The sequence below is a fragment of the Acidimicrobiales bacterium genome (assembly GCA_022452035.1).
Classification (GTDB): Bacteria; Actinomycetota; Acidimicrobiia; order Acidimicrobiales; family MedAcidi-G1; genus UBA9410.
The window spans coordinates 40,944-58,155 of the sequence record JAKURV010000011.1 but is presented as its reverse complement, the minus strand read 5'-3'; the positions used below and the strand labels follow the sequence as shown (position 1 = coordinate 58,155).

Genomic DNA, 17,212 nt, shown 5'->3' with positions numbered 1-17,212 from the left:
CCTCCGGGCTCGCCGGCCGCGGAATGGTCACGACCACCCAACCGGCGGTCCAGCACACTGGTGGACATGCGTTCCGCGTCGCTTTCCCTCTCGGTTGTCCCCACGACCGACGCTCGCCAGCGGATCGTCGCGCTCGCCATCGGAGTGGTGGCTGCCTCGGCGGGGGGCTTGGTGTTGGCCGCCGCCGATGGGACCTTGACCGACCTTCCCGGCCTGTTGCTCCTCGTGCCAGGGGCCATCGCCCTGAGGGGCAACGTGTTCGGTGCCATGGGGAGCCGTCTGGGGACCGCCGTGCACACCGGCACCTTCCGCCTCTCGGGTCGCGTCGACGGAGTGGTCGGCCAGAACCTGTTGGGAGCCTCCGTCCTGACCCTCGCCCTGAGCGCCCTCCTCGGGCTCATGGCCCGGGGCACGGCCATCGTGTTCGGCATCGCCCCCACCATGGGTGTGGCCGACTTCGTGGTGGTCTCCACCGTCGGCGGCTTGCTGGCCTCGGTGGTGGTGGGTGCGGTCAGCCTGGGTCTAGCCGCTGGGTCAGTCCGGTTCGGATGGGACCTCGACAACGTGACGGCCCCCCTGGTCAGCACGCTGGGCGACCTGGCCACCGTGCCCGCCCTCGTGGTGGCGGCCACCCTGGCCGACCGCTCCGGGCTGACCGAGGCCATGGGGGGCATCCTGGGATTGGCGGCCGTGGCGGCCCTCGTGGCTGCCTGGCGGACCTCCCTGGTCGACGTACGGCGGATCGTCCGCCAGTCGGTTCCCGTGCTGGTCGCTGCCGGCCTGCTGGACCTGGTGGCCGGGGTGACCATCGAGAAGCGGCTCGACGACCTGCTGGCCGCCGAGGCCCTACTGGTGGTCCTACCGGCCTTTCTCGGGACGGCCGGCGCTCTGGGTGGCATCCTGTCCAGCCGCCTGTCCACCCAGTTCCACCTGGGCCTGGACGACGCCACGCCCCTGCCTAGCCGCTCCAGTTTCCGGGAGGCCCGTTCCTTGGGCCTGTTGGCGGTTCCGGTCTTCGCGTTCTGCGCTGTCGTGGCCCAGTGGGCCTCGGTGGCCACCGGCCAGACCACACCGGGGCTGGGAGACCTGATGACCGTCGTCCTGCTGGCCGGGGTGGCGGCCACAGTGCTGGTCGTTGTAGTGGCCTACTACACGACGATGGCTGCCTTCCGGTTCGGCCTGGATCCGGACACCTACGGGATTCCGGTCGTGCTGTCGACCCTGGACCTCGCCGGTGCGTTCGCCCTGATCCTGGCCATGGTGGCCGTGGGGGTGGTATGAGGACCGACCCCCGCCTCTCCCCGGAACCCCTCTCTGGCTGCCCGACGGCCGGGAATACCATTGACCCACGACATCGAGTGAGGACCTGATGGACGATAGACCCCGCAACCTGCGGGCCATGCTGGCTGAGGCCAAGGACACCTCGGAACTGATGGTGGACTTGGCGTACGCCTCGGTCTACTTCGGTGACCCGGACATGGCCGAAGAGGTCGACGAACTGGAGCAGCAGATGACCGAGCTGGTCCACGACATGCGCGCCGTGTGCGTTCTGGCCGCCCGGAGTCCCCGGGAGGCGGAGGGCATGTCGTCGGTGCTCCAGGTGGTCTCGGCCATCGAGCGCATGGCCAACGACGCGGTGGACATCGCCCGGATCGTCACCCACCGGCTGGGCATTCCCCAACAGTTGGTGGCCGACCTGTCCGACGCGGAGGAGGTCTCGCACCGGGTACTGGTCAGCGAGGGTTCCCACATGGCCCACCGGCCGCTGTCGGCCCTCGAACTGACCGTGCAGGCCGGAATGCGGGTTATGGCGGTCCGTCGCAGCCGGCAGTGGATCACCCATGTGGACGGCGACACAGTGCTCGTACCCGGTGACGTCCTGTTCCTGCACGGGTCCCCGGACGGAATCACCCGACTTCGAGAGCTGGCCGCCGCCCCGGTTTGGGAGCCTCCGCATTCCGACGACGGGGAGGCGCTGACCGACCTAGACCGGGCGGTCGACGTCCTAGTCGAGATGAAGAACCTGTCGGAGGCTGCCGTGGGCCTGGCCTACAGCGCCCTGGTGCTCGGGGATCAGGGCCTGGCCGCAGAGGTTCGACACCTAGAGGAGCGGTTAGACGAGATGAAGGAACAGCTCGAACTGTGGGTGCTGCGCGCGGCAGCCGATGGCCTGGACCCCACGGCGCTGCGAGGCTTGCTCCACCTAGCCGAGGCGGCCGAGGACCTGGGTGACCAGGCTAAGGCCATGGTTTGGCTGGTTGAGGAGGACGAGGAACTCCACCCCATCCTGGGTATAGCCCTCGCAGAGGCCGACGAGGTGGTGGTGCGATTCCCGGTGGCCTCCGACTCGACCCTCGACGGCTCGATGCTCAAGGACCTCAAGTTAAACATCGAGCCTGGCTTCACGGTTTTGGCCATCCGCCGCGGTGGCGGGTACATCTATCGGCCACGGGGGCCGGTGTGCCTGGCTGCCGGCGACGAGATCATCGCCAGCGGTCCCGAGGAGGGCCAGGCACTCCTGGCCGCCATGTGCGGTTGGGAACTGGTGGAAGACGACGAGGGCGGGGACGAACTGGTTCCTGCTGGCTGACCGGCCTCCGGCCGGTCCACCTTGGGTGCTCGGGTCGTCAGCCGGCCGCGTCTTCGGGCTCGTCGGGAGCCGCGTCCCCGGCCGACATCTCTAGACGGTCGTCCTCCGGTTCGTCGCCGGTGAACAGTTCGGCGATGGCGCCCAGCGAGCCGAGAGTGGCGCTCATGTCGGCGGGCAGGAAGATCTTGGTGGCCCGTCCGTCGGCCACTGTTCCCAGCGCTTCTAGGTACTTGATGGCCAGCAGGTCGGGCGTCGGATCGCCGTCGTGAATGGCGCCGTAGACGCTGCGTACAGCAGCGGCCTCGCCCTCGGCCACCGTCAGTTGGCGGTACCGCTCGGCGTCGGCCACGGCCCGGATGGCCTCGGCCTCGCCCTCGGCCTCCAGGATGGCCCGCTGCCGGACGGCCTCGGAGGCCAGGATGACTGCTTGCTTGTCACCCTCGGCCCGGGTGATGGCCGCCTCCCGACCGCCGTCGGCCTCCAGAACGACGGCCCGACGGTTCCGCTCGGCCTTCATCTGCTCGTGCATGGCGTGCATCACGTCGGCCGGTGGGTCGATCCGCTGGATCTCCACGCGGACTACCCGAACGCCCCACTTGTCGGTAGCGTCGTCGAGTACCTCCCTAAGGGCCACGTTGACGTTGTCTCGGGACGTCAGGGCATTGTCCAGCGACATGTCGCCGATCACGTTTCGGAGGTTGGTCTGGGCCAGCTTGGTGACAGCCAGGATGAAGTTGGCCACGTTGTAGATAAGTCGCTGGGCGTCGGTGGGCTCGAAGTAGATGACGGCGTCCACGGTGACCGTCACGTTGTCCTTGGTGATGACCTCCTGTGGGGGCACGTCGATTACCTGCTCCCGCATGTCCACCCGGGTCAGGGACTGAATGAACGGGATGATCAGCTTCAGGCCCGGATCGACGGTGGCCTTGTAGCGACCCAGCTGTTCGACGATGCCCTTCTGGTACGGCCGAACGATCTTGATCCCGGACGCTGCGAAAGCAAACAGGACGAAGGCGATGACAATTAGGACGATCGTGGCGGCCATTGGTGGTGCTCCTCGGGTCGGTGGTGTCTGTCGTTCGGATTAGTGGGTGGATTGGACCACGGCGCGGGTGCCTTCGATCCGGACCACTTCGACGGAGGTGCCGGCCGGGAGGTGTCCGCGGTCCGGGGTCTCGGCATGCCACTCCTCGCGTCCGATCCGGACGGTGCCCAGGTGTTCGGGATCGGGGGAGAGGTCGGTCACCACGACGCCGGTCTCGCCGACCAGGCGATCGGCCCCCACACCGACCGGGTTGCCGCCCCGTCTCATCCGGCGGGCCATCGGTCGGATGCCGGCGAAGGCGGCGATCGAGACCAGCACGAAGGCCAGCCACTGCCAGGTGGCGTTAGCTCCGGTGAAGGCGACCGCTGTTGCCGCGGCGGCTCCCACGCCGAACGGTAGGAGGAAGAACGCCCCGGTCATGGCGATTTCACCGACGATGAACGTGGCGGCGGTGGCCAGCCAGATCCAGCGCCAGACCTCGGGATCCATCAGACTTCTCCTCGCGACGTCTCTCAGCAACGTACTACGGAGCACGTCTGAGGGCGCTTCGGGCCCGGTCGTGGCCGCTACCGTTCCAGCCCGTGTCCGCCGTTTCTCCCGACGTCCCGTTGTGCCTCCTGGCTGTTCATGCCCATCCGGACGACGAGGCCTCCAAGGGAGCGGCCACCGTGGCCTCCCTGCACGCCGAGGGAGTCCACTGTGTGCTGGTCTGTTGCACAGGGGGCGAAGCGGGCGACGTCCTGAATCCGGCCATGGACCAGCCGGAGGTCCACGCCAACATCACCACGGTGCGAGAGGCCGAGCTGGCCCGGGCGGCCGAGATCATCGGCTACGACGAGGTTGTCATGCTCGGTTACCGGGACTCAGGCATGAAGGACTCGGAGGCCAACGCCCACCCCGGGGCCTTCGCTAACGCCGATCAAGACGAGGCCGTCGGCCGTCTGGTGGCCATCATCCGCCGGGTCCGCCCACAGGTCATCGTCACCTACCCGGATGCCCGGGGGGAGTACGACCATCCGGACCACGTCCAGGTGCACGACGTCTCGGTACCCGCCTTCCATGCCGCTGGCGACCCACGGTGCTACCCGGAGGCCGGACCGGCCTGGCAACCGTCGAAGCTCTACTTCACCCTGTGGTCGAGGGCCCGGATCCTCGGACGGCACGCCAAGTTCCTGGAGCTGGGCCTGGAGTCGCCGTACGACGATTGGTGGTTCGAGCGCCCGTCGCGGGATCACCTGATCACCACGAGGGTGCCGATTGCTGACCACTGGCAGGTGGGGGTCGACGCGCTCCGGGCGCACGCCACGCAGATCGACCCGGCGTCTTCGTTCTGGTTCGGGCTTCCCGACGAGGTGGCCCGGACCATTCACCCGTTTGACGAGTACCGGTTGGAGGTCAGCCAAGTCGGCCATCCGGCAGACGGGGAGGTCGAGGAGGATCTCTTCGTCGGAATCCGGACCGCCGGGGAGTCGGCCGCCTGATGGCCACTCTCTCGTTCCTGTCCGAGGAGTGGCTGACCAACCTGGCCGACGGAGCAGCCGGCCTCCCCGAACAGCCCGGCGTGGATGGGGTGGTGCGGTTTGTGGTGACCAGCACGCCGCACGGCAAGGTCCAGTTCCGGCTCGTGGTGTCCGACGGTCGGGTGGCTGAGGTGCTGGTCGGACGCGACGGCGAGGCCGAGGCCACAGTCACCTGGAAGTACGCCGACGCGGTGGCCCAGTTCCGGGGGGATCTGGACCCCGACGTGGCCTACATGACCGGTCGGTGCAAGGTGGAGGACGCCTACGCCCGCTACGTGTTCGACCTCCGGACAGTGTTCGGCGGCCCTGCATGGGCCGACCTGCTGGCTGACCTGGCGGCTCGTACCGAGTTCTGAGTCGGAGGCCTAGCCAGCCCGTTGCGCGTCGCGCAAGTCCCGCCAACTGACCAGGGTGATCCCGCCCCGGTCGAGGTCGGCCAGCAGTTCGGTGTTGCCGCACACCAGATCCCGGTGTTCGACCCGGCGTCCCCACTCGTCGCAGACGGCCCGCAACTCCGGCGTGTCGGCGGCCGGCTCGACCACGATCTCGGTCACCCCGGGCTGGAGGTCCATGGCCATCCGTTCCAGGACCGCCGGGTCGGCCAGCCGGCGCGACCGGTGGTGGTCGACGGTCAGCACACCCTCGTCGGCGGCCAGGGACCGAAATGGGAACCCGGCTCCCTCCTCGGCCTGCCCACCCTCCAAACGGAGGGGCAGGCCGAAGTCGATGGCCAACTCCAAGTACAGGTCGAAGAACTCAGGGCGGTTTTGGAGAGCGCCGAGGTGGGAACTCAGGTGGCTGATGTCAAAGCCCCAGAGGACAGCCCGTTCCAGTTGGGCCCGGCACTCGCGCCGGGTCTCGTCCAGGTCAGCGTGGTCCCAAAGGTCCTCCACGGTGCGGGGAAAGCCACCATCGCCGTCGTGGAGGCTGGGGGCCTGGGTGATGGCCCGCCAGCGGTAGCAGTCCAACTCGGCGTTGAGAGTGAGGTGCACCCCAACCGCCTCACCGCGATAGTGGGACGCCGCGTCACGAGCCCACGGGCCAGGCACCATGAGGCCGGCGCCGGTGGCTAGGCCGCTGCGGATGCTCTCGTAGACGCCGACATTTGTCGCGTGGCACATCCCCAGCAGGTCAGCAGTGAGGATCAGGAGTCGGTCGTCGGGGCTCTGGCCGAGTCGCTCGCCCAAGGTGGTCACGTAGTGAACGGTACCCGACGGTCCCTCCCCGTATCACCGCCTCGCTCCGTCTGTCAGGGGCTGCCCCGGGGGCGGCTCCCGGACCAACAGATCGTGGGGCCTACGGCTAGCCGCCAGGGTGGCCCGTGCATTTGCCAGGCCGGCTCGGCCAATCCGCCGTGTCTCCTCGTCGAGTCGGCTTACCGGGGTTAGCCCACCAGAAGAGAAGGCCGCAGGCGCCGGACGACGTCGGGCTGCCGGACGGCGGGGAGTTTGCTTCGGGAAGGGAAGCTGCGTTTCCATATCCCCATCTTGGCGACGAGGTGTGACAACGCCCGCCGTGGACCCCTCTGAGGTGTTCCGGATGAGGGACGGACGGGTTGGCGACGGCATCATCGGACCATGGTTCGCCGGTCCTACCTGAGCACAGAGTTGCGTCGTGGCCCAACCCCTCGGACCTGGATCCTTCCCCTCACGGAGGACGAGTGCTCGGGAGCGGGTCGCCTGTTCGGGGGGACGGGCCTGGGGGCGGCCGTGCGGGCGCTGGAGGCCGACGCCGCCCGGCCCCTCGTGTGGGCCACCGCCCAGTTCATCTCCCATGCCGTGCCGGGTGAGGACCTGACCCTCGAGGTAGATCTACTGGCTGAGGGTCGGGCCACCACACAAGCCAGGGCCCGGGGCCACGTCGACGGTCGCGAGGTCATCGCCGTGTTCGCCACCCTGGGCCGGCGAGACGTTGCCCGGTCCGGCGTGTGGGTCTCCCCGCCGGACGCCCCACCACCGGAGGACTGTCCACCCTTTCCCAGCCGGTCCGCCACCCGGTCGGTCTCGGCCAACCTGGAGCGGCGCCTGGTGCGGGGGCGCACCGTCGACCACGAGCCAGCCATGGACGACGGGCGGGTTGCAATGTGGGTGCGGGTTCCAGGCCACCTGGTGGTCGATCCGGCCTTTCTGGCCGTGCTCGGCGACTACGTCCCGTGGGGTGGCCGTGACGCGGTGGGTGGCGGCCTGGGCGGGGGACAGAGCCTGGACAACACCCTCCGGGTCGTCGATCCGGTCGACACCGAGTGGATCCTGGTGGACGTCCGGGTAGGCAGCCTCGTACACGGCTACGCCCACGGCACGGTCCACCTGTGGGCCGAGGACGGCCACCTGCTGGCTACGGCCAGCCAGACCTGCCAGTTCCGCAACCCCCGCTGAGGGGGGCCTAAGAGCGACGTTTCAGATCCCGATCGGGGAATCTGTGGCGCCGTTCTCCCCGATTGCCGTCTAGGGTGGGGCGATCGACGAGAAGCGGGAGGACATGGCGGTGACCGAGGCACTCGATACGGCGACGATCGAAGAGATCCGGGCCATCATCGACCGCGGCCTGGGGACCACGAAGAGCCGTGAGTTGATCGCTGCCTCGGAGGTCGCCGACCTCCTTCTCGATCTTCGCCTGCTACTGGCGGCGAGTGACGCCGAACTCGAGGCCGCTCCCACCAACTGACCACCGGGCCGGTCGGCCCGGTTCAGCGCAGCGGGAAGACCTTCCGGATTAGGCGCCCCAGCGCCAAGCCGACCCCCGCTCCCACCAGCACATCGCTGGCGTGGTGGATCCGGACGTGGATCCGCGAGGTGGCGACCACGGAGGCCAACCCGTACCAGAGTGGCTTCACCTTCGATCGCTCTGAGAGCAAAGTGGCAGCCAGGAAGGCCGCCGAGGCATGTCCAGACGGAAAGCTGCTAGTTAGCGGAAGGCGCAGGTGGTGGGGCCGCTCCCCGTCCTGGATGGGTCGCTCACGCTTGAAGACAGACTTCACGGCGCCGTTGACCAGTGCCGACTCGGCCCCCAGGGCGAGGGCCAGGCGGGCCGCCTCCCGGGTTCCGCCGCGGGTGGCCACGCCACGGGCCGTGCCTAGGAGGTGCCAGATCAGGCTGAAGTCGCCCAACTCGCTGGCTGTGTAGAAGAGCCGGTCCATGGCCGGGTTTCCCCGAAGCCGGTCCCAGATCCGGTCCACCGCCTCGTCCAGCGAGGCGCCGATCGGACCCAGCGGGTGAGAGTCGTCGTCCGATACCTCGTCCAGTAGTCCGGCCGCGTAGTCCTGGAGGTCCGGGTCGGGCGGAGCGGAGAGATCGGCCGGCTGGTCAGCCGGCTCGGGGGCCGGCACCTCGGCGGTAGCCACTAATCCAGCCTACGGCGGGCAGGGTCGGGAGCCGATTCGCCCCAATCGGGGAGGCGTTCAGCCACTGTCCTGGTAGGCGCCCGAGGTGGAGAGCGCTCCCCGGCTCCACCTCCGAGGGGTAGCCACCAGGGCCCGGGGGTAGTCCTCGAACATCCAGCGGGCGAAGTTTTGCCGGGTCCACTGCGATATCCCGGCGAGACGGACGGCACCGTCGGCACCAATTCGGCGAGCAAGGATCCGCTGGAGGGCGACCGACATCCGGTGGTCGGCCCGCAGGTCACCGAGTACCCACCGTCGGTACCGGTCCGCCACCCGGTCCTGTCCACCTCCAGCCAGTGAGGCCTCAGCGGCCAGGATCCCGGTCAACAGGGCCTGGCCGATGCCCTCGCCAGTCAAGGCATCGGTGACCGCCGCGGCGTCCCCGGCGAACAGGACCGGTCCGTGGTCCAGTGCCGACGAGCCCACCCGGGCCGGGATGGGCCAGGCCATGCGACGCCCCACTGGTCGGGCTGAGGGACCCAGAACCTCCCGGATGGCCGGTCGGTTCAGGAGCTCGTCCCACAGTCGCCCGGTGTCACCCACGGCGACCCGCCCTCCGCGGAGCACGCCGAAGCCCACGTTGGCCCGACGACCGGAGAGGGGGAACGACCAGGCGTAGCCGGGTAGTAGGTCGGGTTCGAACCAGACATGGAGGTCGGCCGCCGCCGGTCCGACGTCGGCTACGTACTGCCGGAAGGCGTGCCACTCACCCCGGTAGCCCTTGTCGGCCAGCCTCAGTAGGCGTCGCGTCGGCGACCACATGCCGTCGGCGGCCACCACCGTTGTGGCACGTACCTCGCCCATCCTGTCGACGGCGAGGGTCGCACCCTTGGCATCCACCTTGATCCCAACCATTGCGTGACCGACCCGAACGTTGGCGCCGGCCCGGTGGGCCAGATCAAGGAGGGCCGCGTCGTATTCGCGACGGGGGACGACTGCGGCGTACTGCCCGTCGTCCCGGGGCAGGGGGAACCGGATGGTCCGTCCCGAGGGGCTGTGGAGGACCGCTCCGTCTACCACCTGCCATCCGGCGATGGCTCCGGGATCCAGGCCGAGTTCCTCACCTAGGCGGAGGGCCAAGGTGGTCAACCCGTCGCCACAGCACTTATCCCGGGGAAACGAGGCCTTGTCCACTACCAGGACCGAGGCTCCGGCCCGGGCCGCGGTGACGGCGGCTGCCGAGCCGGCGGGACCTCCTCCCACGATTGCTAGATCGACCTCCATACGATCCTCAGAAGAGTTTCAGCTCGTCGGACTCGATGCCTCTCAAGTCGTCGTAGTCCACGACCACGCAGCCGATGCCCCGGTCCTCGGCGAGGACCCGGGCCTGCGGTCGGATCTCCTGGGCCACGAACACCCCTCGGACGGGACGCAGTAGGGGATCCCGGTTCAGGAACTCGAGGTAGCGGGTGAGTTGTTCCACGCCGTCGATCTCGCCCCGACGCTTTACTTCGATGGCCACTGTCTCGCCCCGGGCGCCGCGGCAGAGCAGGTCCACCGGCCCGATGTCGGTGGGATACTCCCGCCGGACGAGGCGCAGGCCGTCGAGGATGGTCGTCGGGTCGGCGGCCAGCAGTTCCTGGAGGTGGGCCTCTACGCCGTCTTTTTGTAGGCCGGGGTCGAGGCCCATCTCGTGGGCCTCGTCGGACAGGACCTCGTGGAGGGTAATGGTCAGCGTCTCGCCCCCTGGGTTGCGGACTGTCCAGACTGCCCGGGCGTCGTCGGCCTCCGGGTCGTCGTCCACGGTGAGGGTGTTAGGGGAGTTCATCCAGTTCAACGGTTTGTAGGCCCCGCCGTCGGCGTGGATGGCCACGCAGCCGTCGGCCTTGACCATGAGGAGCCGGACTGCCTCAGGCAGGTGGGCCGTCAGCCGGCCGTCGTAATCGACGGTGCAGCGGGCGATAACCAGGCGCACCGGTCAACCCGCCAGGGCGGCCAGCACCGCTTCGGCCAACTCGGCCCGGCAGATCACCAGGTCGGGGAGGTACGGGTCGGCGGAGTTGTAGCGCAGCGTCGTGCCGTCGATCCTTGACGCGTGTAGGCCGGCGGCGATCGCCACGGCTACCGGTGCGCAGCTGTCCCACTCGTATTGGCCGCCGGAGTGGACGTAGGCCTCGACCTCGCCTCGGACTACCGCCATGGCCTTGGCGCCGGCTGAGCCCAACTCCACCACCACCCCGCCCAGGGCGTCGCACACGTCCATCGCCTCGGCCGGGGGACGGGACCGGCTGACCACCACCCGGGGGCGGTCGGGGATCGGCGGGAGGTCCGTGGGGTTCGGCAAGGCCATGGTGGACAGCGTGAGGTCGAGCGCTGGGAGCGCCACCGCCCCGGCCGTCGGACGGCCGTCCTCTGCCAGGGCTACGTGGACCGCCCAGTCGGTGCGGGGAGGATCGCCGTACTCCCTCGTCCCGTCCACCGGGTCCACGATCCAGACCCGTGATGTCTCAGCCCGGTTGGGATGAACGGCGGCCGCCGCACCCTCCTCGGACAGCACGGCGTCGTGCGGGCGATGCCCGGCCAGAGCGTCCATCAGAAACTCGTGGGATCGCTGGTCGCCCTCCCGCTTCAGGGCCTCCGAGGAGGAGTCCCCGGAGGCCAGGTGTCCCCGGACCTCTATGAGGAGGGCACCGGCCCGGGTGGCCAGGTCGGCGGCCAGGGCGTGGTCGTCGGGCGTCGCCATGCTGGGCGGATCAGTCGCCGGCCGACCGTCGGCCCAGATGGATGGCTGCGGCGATGGTGGACCGTAGGTCCTCCTCGTCGGCACCGGCAGCCACCAGGCGCTGGACCGCGTCCTCGACCGCCGCGGCGCGCTCCTCGTCCCACGAGGCGGCGGACTCCACGGCGGGCACCAGGACGCCGACCAGCAGCAGGGCGAAGGCCCCGGTTGCCCCGATGAACCCGAAGGTGATGGCCGCCCCGACCTCGTCGGCGATGGAGGTGATGATCATCCCCACGATGCCGGTAGCGCACAGCAATAGGGCGGCCCCCCGCAGAGTTCCGGGGGTCAGGAGCCGGGTGCGGGCATCGGCGGCGCTCATCGGACCAGTGGCCTGTACTTCATTCGGTGGGGCTGGTCGTCCAGGCCCAACTCGTCCCTCCGGTAGGCCTCGTACTGGGTGAAGTTCCCCTCAAACCACCGCACCTGGGAGTCTCCCTCGAAGGCCAGGACGTGGGTGGCCACCCGGTCCAGGAACCACCGGTCGTGGCTGATCACCACGGCGCACCCGGCGTAAGCGTCCAGGCCCGCCTCCAGGGCCCGCAGAGTGTCCACGTCCAGGTCGTTGGTCGGCTCGTCGAGCAGTAGAACGTTGGCCCCGCTGCGCAGCACTTTGGCCAGGTGCACTCTGTTTCGCTCGCCGCCCGATAGGTCGCCGACCCGCTTCTGCTGGTCGGCGCCCTTGAAGTTGAACGACGCCACGTAGGCGCGGCCGTTCACCTCCCGGCGGCCCACATCGATGAACTCCCGGTCGTCGGTGATCTCCTGGTAGACGGTCCGGTCCGGATTCAGGCTCTCGCGGGACTGGTCGACGTAGCCCATCTCGACCGTCGGACCGATCCGGATCTCACCGGTGTCAGGCGCCGTGTCCCCGACGGCCGTACCGTCGGCTGCAGCGGTGAGCATCCGGAACAGCGTGGTCTTCCCGGCGCCGTTACCGCCGATCACGCCGACGATTCCGGCCGGGGGCAGGGAGAACGAGAGGTTGTCGATGAGCAGGCGGTCACCAAACCCCTTGGACAGGTTTTCGACCTCGATCACCTGGTCTCCCAGCCGCTGGTTGGCCGGGATGTCGATCTGGAGTTCCCGGGCCCGACGCTCGGTCTCAGCCGCCTCGGCTACGAGACGCTCGTAGGCCGACAGTCGGGCTTTGCCCTTGGCCTGGCGCGCCCGGGGGGCCATCCGCACCCACTCCAGCTCGCGTTCCAGGGTGCGGCGGCGGGCCGAGTCCTCCTGGTTCTCGGCGGCCAGGCGGGCCGATTTCTGTTCCAGCCAGCCCGAGTAGTTGCCCTCGTAGGGGATGCCCTTCCCCCGATCCAACTCCAGGATCCACCCGGCCACGTTGTCCAAGAAGTAGCGGTCGTGGGTGATGGCCACCACGGTGCCGTGGTAGTCGCGCAGGGTGCGTTCCAGCCATGCCACCGATTCGGCGTCCAAGTGGTTGGTGGGCTCGTCCAGCAGCAGCAGGTCGGGGCGGGACAGCAGCAGCCGGCACAGCGCCACCCGTCGGTGCTCGCCACCGGACAAGGTGGCTACGTCGGCCTCACCAGGTGGTAGGCGGAGGGCGTCCATGGCGATCTCGATTGTTCGCTGGAGGTCCCAGGCGCCGGCCGCCTCGATCTTCTTCTCCAATTCGGCCTGGTCGGCGCCCAACTTGTCGTAGTCGGCATCGGGGTCACCCCACCCGGCTAGAACCTCCTCGTAGCGGGCCAGTAGGCCCGCCACCTCACCTACCCCGGACATGACGTTGCCCTGCACGTCCTTGTCGGCGTCCAGCGTCGGTTCCTGCTCCAGGAGTCCCACAGTGAACCCCTCGGTCAGCCGGGCTTCGCCGGTGAACCCGTCGTCTACCCCGGCCATGATCCGCAGCAACGACGACTTGCCGGCCCCGTTGGCTCCCAGGACGCCGATCTTGGCCCCGGGGTAGAAGGCCAGCGTGATGTTGGAGAGCACGTCCCGGTCCGGCGGATGGAACCGACCTACCCGGTGCATGGTGAAGATGAACTGGGCCCCCATGGGCGCCGAGGCTACCGGCGGTCCCGGCATGGCCCCGTGGCCGGTCAGTCCCTACGCTCTCCTTGGTGCTCAAACCCCCGTCGACCGGTATCGAGGCCGTGCTATTCGACTTCGGCGGTGTCATCCTCACCAGCCCGTTCGACGCCTTCGCCGCCTACGAGGCCGAAGTGGGCCTCCCATCGGGGACCGTGCGACGCATCAACTCGACCAACCCGGACGACAACGCCTGGGCCCGATTTGAGCGCCGCCAGGTTGACGCCGGCGAGTTCGGCCGACTGTTCGAGGCCGAGGCTGCCGCCCAGGGATACATCGTGGACGCCGCCCGGATCATGGAAGGGCTCCACGGGACGTTGCGTCCGACCATGGTCGAGGCCCTCCGGCGGTGCGCCGACCGGCTCAGGACCGGGATGCTGACCAACAACATCACCCCGATCGGTTCCCAACCGTTCTCCGACGACGTCCTGGAGGTGGTCGGCCTGTTCGACGAGCTGATCCAGTCGAGCGTCGAGGGCTGCCGCAAGCCCGAGCCGCGGATCTACGAGATCGCCTGCGAACGCCTGGGGGTGGAACCCGCCGCATGCGTCTTCCTTGACGACCTCGGTGTCAACCTCAAGCCAGCCCGGGCCATGGGGATGACCACGATCAAGGTGGTGGACCCGGAGGAGGCCATCGCCGAGCTCGAGGCGATCGTCGGCTTCCCGCTCGGCTGACCGCTACCGTCACCCCGATGCGCATCGTCACCTGGAACGTCAACTCGCTGAAGGCCCGCATCGACCGCGTCGAGGCTTGGGTCCAGGCCGTAGGACCCGACGTCCTCTGCCTCCAGGAGACCAAGATGGCTGACCCTGCGTTCCCCCACGAGCGGTTCGAGGCACTGGGCTACGAGTCGGCCCACCATGGCGAGGGACAGTGGAACGGCGTGGCTGTGATCTCCCGGGTTGGGCTAGCCGACGTGCGTCCGGGGTTCGCCGATGGCCGAGCAGATCCCGATCCCGATGCCCGGATCCTCTGGGCGACCTGCGGCGGCGTGCGGGTGGCGAGCTGCTACGTACCCAACGGGCGAGAGGTCGACCACGACCACTACCGCTACAAGCTTGACTGGCTGGGGCGCCTGCACGATGACCTGGTTGCCAACACCGACCCAGCCGACCAGCCCGTAGTGGTGGTGGGCGACTTCAACGTGGCTCCCGACGACCGGGACGTTTGGGATCCGGCGGCCCTTGAGGGGATGACCCACGTGACGGCGCCCGAAAGGGACGCCCTGGCCCGGCTGGTGGACCTTGGGTTCACCGACGTGTTCCGCGAGCGGTTCGAGGGGAACGGCCTGCACTCCTGGTGGGACTACCGGGGTGGGGCGTTCTACAAGCGCATGGGGATGAGGATCGACCTGGTTTACGCCTCAGCGCCGGCCGCCGCGGTACTGGATTTCATAGTGGTGGACCGCAACGAGCGCAAGGGCGAGAAGCCCAGCGACCATGCACCGGTAGTGGCCGAATTCACCTTGGTCTGATCACCGCGCGCTGGGTGCCGGCGGCCGGTTAACCGGTAGCGGCCAGCACGGCCAGGATCTCATCGCCGTAGGCCTCCACTGTGCGCGGGCCGATTCCCGGTACGGCCAGCAGCCCCTCGGCGTCCACCGGCCGGAGCTCCACCAGGGCGTCCAGGGCCCGGTTGGTGAGGACCCGGTAGGCGGGAACTCCAGCCTTCCGGGAGGCCTCCAGCCGCCAGGTACGCAGGGCGTCGCAGACGGGATCCTCCGGTCGGTCGGCGGTGTCCGGGTCGAACGAGGGAGCCGCGACCACGGTCGGTGGGGTCGCCTCGTCGGACCGGGTCCGGTCCGGCCGGTCGTGGGAGGCCAGCACGGCCAGGAGGGCCTCCCCATGTCGGTCGGCCTTGGTCGGCCCGATCCCGGAGACGTCGAGCAACTCGGTGGTCGTGGTAGGCCAGACGGACACGAGGTCGGCCAGTGTGGCGTCAGTGAACACCACGTAAGCGGGAACGTCGGCAGCCTGGGCGGCCGTAGACCGGTACCGGCGCAGAGCGTCCACTACGGGGTGGTCGGGGAGGCTGGCCCGCCCGGTCCGTCGGCGGATTTCGGCCACCTGGCGCATCCCCTCGGACCGGCCGACCGGACGGTCCAGCCCGGCGATGGCCGCCTCCACGTCCTCTAGCCAGAACGACGGCTTCCTGGCCGAGGTACGGGTCCCGAAAGTGCGCTGGGCGGCCCACGAGCAGAAGAGGCGGTCCTCGGCCCGGGTGAGGGCCACGTAGAGAAGGCGTCTTTCCTCGGCCCGGGCCTCCGTGGTCTGGGCGTGGGCAATAGGCACCAGGCCCAGCTCGAGGCCGGTCAGGTGGACAGTCGGCCACTCCAGCCCCTTGGCAGCGTGGAAGGTGGAAACCTCCACGGCGTCCGCCGACTCGTCGGAAGTCGCCCGGGCCTGCGATCGGGCCCATGCGACAAAGCCCCGGGCTGTGCCCGACGGGTCGAGGGCCTGGAACTCGTCGGCCAGGCGCCGGAGTTCAGCGAAGGCCGCCTGCCTCTCGGTATCCCCACCGTCTTCCCCATCATCATCCGCGCCGTCGCCGACGGCGCGTAGGTCGGCCATCCGGTCGGCTAGGGGGCGGTCGCTGCGACCGAGAGTGGTCAGCTGCGCCTTCACGTCGGCCCGGTCCAGCAGGCCGCTCCCAGCTCGGGTCCGGACCGGGATGTCAGCCGCTTGGAGAGCGGCCACCAACGGCTCGGCCTGGGCGTTGGTGCGCATTAGTACGGCATGGTCGGACCAGCGACCGTCCGGACCTCGCAACTCGCGGATGCGTCGGGCCACAGCGAGGGCCTCGGCCTCGTGGTCGGGATGGCGTTCCACCACCGGGTCGGGACCCCGGTCGCGGTTGGCCAGCATCGGGTCGCTTCCGCCTAGGACGGCTGCTGCGGTGCGCAGGATCTGCGGGGTACTGCGGTAGTTCTGCCGCAGGTTCAGCACCGTCGCCCCGGGGAAGTGGACTGGGAACCGGCGCAGGTGGTCGGCGTCGGCACCGTTCCACCCGTAGATGGCCTGGTCGGGATCGCCCACCACGCAGAGGTCGGGTCGACCGTCCAGCCAGGCGTCGAGAAGCTGGAACTGGAGTGGGTTCACGTCCTGGAACTCGTCCACGTACAGGTGGCGGAACCGCCACCGCTGGGCCTCGGCAAACCGCTTGTTGGTGGCCAGGGCCCGACGGCACTGGTCGAGCAGGTCGTCGAAGTCGACCATCCGCTTCTCTTCTTTGACCTCCTCGTACTCCCGAAAGATCCGGGCCACGGTGGGCGGGGGCAGGGGGAGGTTCCGCTCAGCGGCCTCGGCGGCATCCGGGTAGGCCTCCGGTCGGATGCGCCGGGCCTTGGCCCACTCGATCTCGGCCACCACGTCTAGGGCGGCGGTGGCCCGGTGATCGCGGGGGAGCAGCGGGGCCACGAGACCCATCTTGCGGACCAGCAGCTCTGGTTCCCGTTGGTCATTTTCTCGCCAAAGGTTACGCAGCTGGGCGTAAGCCACTGAGTGGAAGGTGCCGGCCGCCACCTGGTCCCGCATGCCCAGCCTCCAAAGCCGCCGACGCATCTCGGACGCCGCCTTTCGGGTGAAGGTCAAGGCCAGGACCCGGCGGGGGTCGCTCCGACCGGTCAGCGTCCGCCAGGCGATCCGGTGGGTCAGGACCCGGGTCTTTCCCGATCCGGCACCGGCGTGAATGGCCAGCGGGAGGGCCTCAGAGGTGACAGCCTCCCTCTGCTCGTCGTTCAGGCCGGCGAGCAGGGCGTCGGCGTCGGCCGCGTCCGACGCGGCGACGTCCTCGAGGGTGGCTGCCCAGCTGTCGGATCGGTCCGCCATGTCCATCGGGCGCACCCTAGCGACGGCCCACGACGGCTTCGGCGGGACCGCCGGGTCCGTCGGAGAGTGGGCCTACCATC

At 69.2% G+C, this 17,212-nt stretch carries 18 protein-coding genes; 8 read left to right on the top strand and 10 right to left on the bottom strand.

Annotated elements, in window-relative coordinates:
• Positions 1 to 66 precede the first annotated feature (66 nt).
• Both MK181_05620 and MK181_05615 read left to right on the top strand, forming a co-directional pair.
• Entirely contained in the window at positions 67 to 1,281 is a 1,215-nt protein-coding gene (locus MK181_05620; protein MCH2419275.1) for a magnesium transporter, read from the top strand.
• An 88-nt stretch (positions 1,282 to 1,369) separates the two neighbouring features.
• The gene (locus tag MK181_05615) at positions 1,370 to 2,590 is read left to right on the top strand and encodes a hypothetical protein (GenBank protein MCH2419274.1); all 1,221 of its coding nucleotides are present in this window, start codon (positions 1,370 to 1,372) and stop codon (positions 2,588 to 2,590) included.
• Positions 2,591 to 2,627: 37 nt separating this feature from the next.
• Here the strand turns inward: MK181_05615 and MK181_05610 are convergent, their stop codons facing one another.
• Complete coding sequence (locus MK181_05610; protein ID MCH2419273.1) at positions 2,628 to 3,635, bottom strand: SPFH/Band 7/PHB domain protein; 1,008 nt, start codon at positions 3,633 to 3,635, stop codon at positions 2,628 to 2,630.
• 39 nt (positions 3,636 to 3,674) lie between these two features.
• Complete coding sequence (locus tag MK181_05605) at positions 3,675 to 4,124, bottom strand: NfeD family protein (protein MCH2419272.1); 450 nt, start codon at positions 4,122 to 4,124, stop codon at positions 3,675 to 3,677.
• 92 nt (positions 4,125 to 4,216) lie between these two features.
• Between MK181_05605 and mca the strand changes: the two genes are divergently transcribed.
• Both mca and MK181_05595 read left to right on the top strand, forming a co-directional pair.
• Positions 4,217 to 5,116, top strand: coding sequence for a mycothiol conjugate amidase Mca (gene mca / locus MK181_05600; GenBank protein MCH2419271.1), 900 nt, complete (start codon positions 4,217 to 4,219; stop codon positions 5,114 to 5,116).
• Complete coding sequence (locus MK181_05595; GenBank protein MCH2419270.1) at positions 5,116 to 5,511, top strand: SCP2 sterol-binding domain-containing protein; 396 nt, start codon at positions 5,116 to 5,118, stop codon at positions 5,509 to 5,511. Before mca ends, MK181_05595 begins: the two co-directional genes overlap by 1 nt.
• 9 nt (positions 5,512 to 5,520) lie before the next feature.
• On the opposite strand, the gene MK181_05590 is transcribed toward MK181_05595, so the two are convergent.
• The gene (locus MK181_05590) at positions 5,521 to 6,351 is read right to left on the bottom strand and encodes a ChbG/HpnK family deacetylase (GenBank protein ID MCH2419269.1); all 831 of its coding nucleotides are present in this window, start codon (positions 6,349 to 6,351) and stop codon (positions 5,521 to 5,523) included.
• 381 nt (positions 6,352 to 6,732) lie between these two features.
• Here MK181_05590 and MK181_05585 point away from each other — a divergent pair, with 381 nt between their 5' ends.
• Entirely contained in the window at positions 6,733 to 7,530 is a 798-nt protein-coding gene (locus tag MK181_05585) for a thioesterase family protein (GenBank protein MCH2419268.1), read from the top strand.
• A gap of 109 nt (positions 7,531 to 7,639) precedes the next feature.
• Positions 7,640 to 7,819: a hypothetical protein gene (locus tag MK181_05580; GenBank protein ID MCH2419267.1), complete on the top strand. Its 180-nt coding sequence runs from the start codon at positions 7,640 to 7,642 to the stop codon at positions 7,817 to 7,819.
• A gap of 22 nt (positions 7,820 to 7,841) precedes the next feature.
• On the opposite strand, the gene MK181_05575 is transcribed toward MK181_05580, so the two are convergent.
• Genes MK181_05575 through ettA form a run of 6 tightly spaced genes read right to left on the bottom strand, consistent with a single transcriptional unit; the run spans position 7,842 to position 13,269 of the window.
• Positions 7,842 to 8,495 carry a phosphatase PAP2 family protein gene (locus tag MK181_05575; protein MCH2419266.1) on the bottom strand — a complete coding sequence of 218 codons (654 nt, stop codon included), beginning with the start codon at positions 8,493 to 8,495 and terminating at the stop codon, positions 7,842 to 7,844.
• A gap of 57 nt (positions 8,496 to 8,552) precedes the next feature.
• Positions 8,553 to 9,758 carry an NAD(P)/FAD-dependent oxidoreductase gene (locus tag MK181_05570; protein ID MCH2419265.1) on the bottom strand — a complete coding sequence of 402 codons (1,206 nt, stop codon included), beginning with the start codon at positions 9,756 to 9,758 and terminating at the stop codon, positions 8,553 to 8,555.
• Between the two features lie 7 nt (positions 9,759 to 9,765).
• Complete coding sequence (nucS, locus tag MK181_05565) at positions 9,766 to 10,449, bottom strand: endonuclease NucS (protein ID MCH2419264.1); 684 nt, start codon at positions 10,447 to 10,449, stop codon at positions 9,766 to 9,768.
• Positions 10,450 to 10,452: 3 nt separating this feature from the next.
• Positions 10,453 to 11,217 carry a 3'(2'),5'-bisphosphate nucleotidase CysQ gene (locus MK181_05560; GenBank protein MCH2419263.1) on the bottom strand — a complete coding sequence of 255 codons (765 nt, stop codon included), beginning with the start codon at positions 11,215 to 11,217 and terminating at the stop codon, positions 10,453 to 10,455.
• A 10-nt stretch (positions 11,218 to 11,227) separates the two neighbouring features.
• On the bottom strand, positions 11,228 to 11,575 hold the full coding sequence (locus MK181_05555; protein MCH2419262.1) for a hypothetical protein: 348 nt from the start codon (positions 11,573 to 11,575) through the stop codon (positions 11,228 to 11,230).
• On the bottom strand, positions 11,572 to 13,269 hold the full coding sequence (gene ettA, locus MK181_05550; protein MCH2419261.1) for an energy-dependent translational throttle protein EttA: 1,698 nt from the start codon (positions 13,267 to 13,269) through the stop codon (positions 11,572 to 11,574). The genes MK181_05555 and ettA overlap by 4 nt, the downstream gene beginning before the upstream one ends.
• A gap of 65 nt (positions 13,270 to 13,334) precedes the next feature.
• On the opposite strand from ettA, the gene MK181_05545 reads away from it, so the two are divergent.
• Both MK181_05545 and MK181_05540 read left to right on the top strand, forming a co-directional pair.
• Complete coding sequence (locus MK181_05545; GenBank protein MCH2419260.1) at positions 13,335 to 13,979, top strand: HAD-IA family hydrolase; 645 nt, start codon at positions 13,335 to 13,337, stop codon at positions 13,977 to 13,979.
• Between the two features lie 17 nt (positions 13,980 to 13,996).
• Positions 13,997 to 14,779 carry an exodeoxyribonuclease III gene (locus MK181_05540; GenBank protein MCH2419259.1) on the top strand — a complete coding sequence of 261 codons (783 nt, stop codon included), beginning with the start codon at positions 13,997 to 13,999 and terminating at the stop codon, positions 14,777 to 14,779.
• Between the two features lie 28 nt (positions 14,780 to 14,807).
• On the opposite strand, the gene MK181_05535 is transcribed toward MK181_05540, so the two are convergent.
• A complete protein-coding gene (locus MK181_05535) occupies positions 14,808 to 17,138 on the bottom strand; it encodes an ATP-dependent DNA helicase UvrD2 (GenBank protein MCH2419258.1) in 2,331 nt (776 codons plus the stop codon).
• Between the last annotated feature and the right edge of the window lie 74 nt (positions 17,139 to 17,212).

Bases quoted from the DNA above. Each gene is read 5' to 3' on its own strand.
- MK181_05620 (MCH2419275.1), top strand. From the start codon at position 67: ATGCGTTCCGCGTCGCTTTCCCTCTCGGTTGTCCCCACGACCGACGCT.
- MK181_05615 (MCH2419274.1), top strand. From the start codon at position 1,370: ATGGACGATAGACCCCGCAACCTGCGGGCCATGCTGGCTGAGGCCAAG.
- MK181_05610 (MCH2419273.1), bottom strand. From the start codon at position 3,635: ATGGCCGCCACGATCGTCCTAATTGTCATCGCCTTCGTCCTGTTTGCT.
- MK181_05605 (MCH2419272.1), bottom strand. From the start codon at position 4,124: ATGGATCCCGAGGTCTGGCGCTGGATCTGGCTGGCCACCGCCGCCACG.
- MK181_05595 (MCH2419270.1), top strand. From the start codon at position 5,116: ATGGCCACTCTCTCGTTCCTGTCCGAGGAGTGGCTGACCAACCTGGCC.
- MK181_05585 (MCH2419268.1), top strand. From the start codon at position 6,733: ATGGTTCGCCGGTCCTACCTGAGCACAGAGTTGCGTCGTGGCCCAACC.
- MK181_05570 (MCH2419265.1), bottom strand. From the start codon at position 9,758: ATGGAGGTCGATCTAGCAATCGTGGGAGGAGGTCCCGCCGGCTCGGCA.
- MK181_05560 (MCH2419263.1), bottom strand. From the start codon at position 11,217: ATGGCGACGCCCGACGACCACGCCCTGGCCGCCGACCTGGCCACCCGG.
- MK181_05555 (MCH2419262.1), bottom strand. From the start codon at position 11,575: ATGAGCGCCGCCGATGCCCGCACCCGGCTCCTGACCCCCGGAACTCTG.
- ettA (MCH2419261.1), bottom strand. From the start codon at position 13,269: ATGGGGGCCCAGTTCATCTTCACCATGCACCGGGTAGGTCGGTTCCAT.
- MK181_05540 (MCH2419259.1), top strand. From the start codon at position 13,997: ATGCGCATCGTCACCTGGAACGTCAACTCGCTGAAGGCCCGCATCGAC.
- MK181_05535 (MCH2419258.1), bottom strand. From the start codon at position 17,138: ATGGACATGGCGGACCGATCCGACAGCTGGGCAGCCACCCTCGAGGAC.